The following is a 3225-nucleotide window of genomic DNA, read 5'->3' on the forward strand; positions in this document are numbered from 1 at the left end:
CGCGAGCTTGCGCTGCTCGGGCGTGAATTTGTCACTGGAGGCGCGCTTTTGCAGTTCAGGCACTGCGGCGACGGGGTGAAGGCGCCAAGTGAGGTGTGCGAAGCCCTCGCTCCAATCGCCTTCGGATATCAGGACGCTCCAAACCAGCTCTTCTTTGCCAGAGCAGCCGATGCCCCAGGCTTCGAGCAGGGAGCGATCGCTGCCGTCGATGTGGCGGGCGAGTTTGGCGAGCAGCGGCACGCTTTGTTTGGCTGGAACGTCGCGCAGGGAGACCGCGACTTCACGGCGCACCATGGGGGACTGGTCGGAGGACATGCTGGCGATGATGTCGAGACCGTCATCGGTGGCGGCACGAATGGCCCGGAGAGCGACGAGGCGCTTGGTGGCGTCGTCGGATTCAAGCCATGACCGTGTGGCGATGAGGCCTTTCTCACCGAGTTGGGCGAGCAGCCAGACGGCCCGTGAGGCGATGTGCGGGTTGGCGTGGTCACGCAGTTTGGTGACCTGCGGCAGGACGGCCTCCCCGGCCTCTTTCAAGCGGGTGAAGGCGGTGTGGCGAACATTCGTCGCAGGCGATTCAAGCGCGACGATCTGCCCTTCGATGGTGTCGAGTTCGACACCTGGCACACGGGGTTTGAATCCTTTGGGGGCGACGCGGTAGATCGTGCCGCTGCAGGTTTCATCTGTGTCCTGATGACCGCCGGTGCGTTTGTCAAACCAGTCGCTGATGTAAATCGCGCCATCGGGGCCTACGCACACATCGCTCGGGCGGAAGAGGGTGTGGCGGTCGTCGGAGAGGTTGTTCGCTCCACCGACGAAATCGCTGCCTTTGAAGACGCCGGTGGTGTTGCTCGTGCAGAAGTCGAAGCGTTCGAGCTTGAAGCCTGCGCCATCGGGTTTCGGCAGATAACCGAAGACAACATTGCGACCTGTTTCGCAACTGAGCAGCAGACCGTTCCATTTCTCACCGAGAGCGCCGTTTTCATAAAAGCACAGACCGGTGGGAGCACCGCCGCCATAGACATCGCCCGCAGGGATGCTGCCGGGATCGTCCTGCCGCCACTCGGCCTCGGGAATGTTTTGGCCGGGGCGTTTGTCGGCACGCCACTGGCGTTTTCCATCGCGGGAGAAAAAACCGAAGCTGCCGCCTTCGATGAGATGGCTCACGCGGCAGGCGGGTGGATCGTCGTTGTCGTTGAGGAACATGTCGCCGAAGGAGGTGCGCACGCCTTCGTAGCTGTTGCGGTAGTTGTAGCCCAGGATCTTGGCCTTGTGGCCGCTGGGGTCGATGCTGGCGGTGAAGCCGCCGACATAGACATGACCGTCGTCGCTCTTTTCACCGGTGTAGTCGTTGTTCAGATAAGCGCCGCCGATGCGGAAGGTGTTGCCGCTCTTGTCGCTGAACTGCGCACCGCAGTTTCCATTGCTGAAATACAACCGGCCATCGGGTCCGGCATAGACGCTGTGCAGGCTATGATCGTGCTGCGGCTGCTCGAATCCGCTGAGAAAGATCTCACGCGTGTCCACGGCGGGATCGAACTTCAAATCGCGGTTTACATCGGTGTACTTGATGATGTTCGGCGTGTTGGAGACAAAGATGACGTTATCGAATACCGCGACGCCTAGCGGGCACTCCAGTTCTTTCTCACGCACGAAGACGTGGCTGGTGTCGCACTTGCCATCTCCATCGGTGTCCTGCAAAACGCGCACGCAGTCGCCCTCACGGCTGCGCCCGCTGTGGCGGCGGTAATTGACGCCTTCGGTGACCCAGACACGGCCGGCGTGGTCGATGTCCATGTTCGCCGGGTTGAACAACTGCGGTGAGGTAGCCCATACGGTGATTTCGAGGCCCTCGGGCACCTTGAATGTGCTTGGGTCGAGAAGATCATGCTTCACCTTGCTCGCATCAAATGCGGGTGCGTTGTAATCCGGCGTAAAGGCGGGTTTCGCCGCGACAAACGGGCCTTTGTCTTTCTTCGGTTTGTCCGGCTTGGCGGCGATGAGCGCGAGCGGTGCAACGATGGCGAGTGCGACGAGGAGGTTTTTGCGGTTGGGCATATCGAGGGGGCGGAAGGAACGAGATGGCGGCGGGCTTCTTGCGGGCGGAAATGGGGCGAGACTTGGCCTGAATGCAAGGCGGCAGGGCGGACGGTCTGTGATTGCCATCTGATCACGTCCATGATGAACTTCGCAGGCTCGCTCCGTAGCTGTCTCGCCGTCATTCCCAACCCATGAAACTCCATCTGCTTTTCCTTGCTGCCTTTGGCATCACGCTCGCCCATGCCGAAGACATCCGCCTGCAACCGCCGAAAGACCTGAATGGCTATTTCCCCTTCAATCCGCCTTCGTCACTGAGCGAATGGGATGCCCGCAAGGAGCAGGTGCGCCGCCAGATTCTCGTGGCGGAAGGATTGTTCCCGATGCCGACCAAGACGCCGCTCAATGCCGTCGTGCATGGCAAGGTCGAGGGCGATGGATTCACTGTTGAAAAGGTCTATTTTGAAAGCGCTCCTGGTTTCTTTGTCACCGGCAGTCTGTGGAAGCCTAAGGTCATCAAAGGCAAAGTTCCCGGCGTCATGTTCGCGCATGGGCATTGGAAAGACGCGCGCCTAGCCCTCGGGGAACCAGAAAAAGTGCGTGCAGAGATCGCCACGGGTGCCGAGCGTTTCGAGCGCGGTGGCAAGAGCATCTTCCAGTCTCTTTGCGTCCAACTCGCCCGCATGGGCTGTGTTGTCTGGCAGTGGGACATGCTTAGCGACTCGGACTCCATCCAGTTCTCGCCCGAAATCGTGCATCGCTTCGCCAAACAACGGCCTGAGGCCAACACGGTCGAAAACTGGGGCCTCTACAGCCCGCAGGCGGAGGCTCGTCTACAATCCATCATGGGCCTGCAAACCTGGAATGCCGTGCGCGGCCTCGACTTCCTGCTTTCGCTGCCCGAGGTCGATCCTGAGCGCACCGCCATCACCGGCGCGAGCGGCGGTGGCACTCAGACGATGCTCCTTGCGGCCATCGACGACCGCATCAAGCTCTCCTTTCCTTGTGTCATGGTCAGCACCTCCATGCAGGGCGGCTGCACCTGTGAAAACGCCAGCCTTCTGCGCATCGGCACTGGCAACATCGAGTTCGCCGGACTGTTTGCGCCCAAGCCGCAGGGCATGAACACCGCGAACGACTGGACCAAGGAACTGGCCACCAAGGGCTTTCCTGAACTTCAGAAGCTCT

The 3225-nt window shown here is 60.7% G+C and carries 2 protein-coding genes; one reads left to right on the forward strand and one right to left on the reverse strand.

Annotated features, from left to right (window positions below):
* On the reverse strand, positions 1-2058 hold a 2058-nt coding region (locus ACILSI_RS26895), incomplete at its 3' end, for a PVC-type heme-binding CxxCH protein (RefSeq protein ID WP_395725015.1).
* A gap of 173 nt (positions 2059-2231) precedes the next feature.
* Here ACILSI_RS26895 and ACILSI_RS26900 point away from each other — a divergent pair.
* The coding region (locus ACILSI_RS26900; RefSeq protein WP_395725016.1) for an alpha/beta hydrolase family protein at positions 2232-3225 on the forward strand (994 nt) is incomplete at its 3' end.

It is taken from the genome of Prosthecobacter sp. (assembly GCF_044232965.1).
Taxonomy (GTDB): Bacteria; Verrucomicrobiota; Verrucomicrobiia; order Verrucomicrobiales; family Verrucomicrobiaceae; genus Prosthecobacter.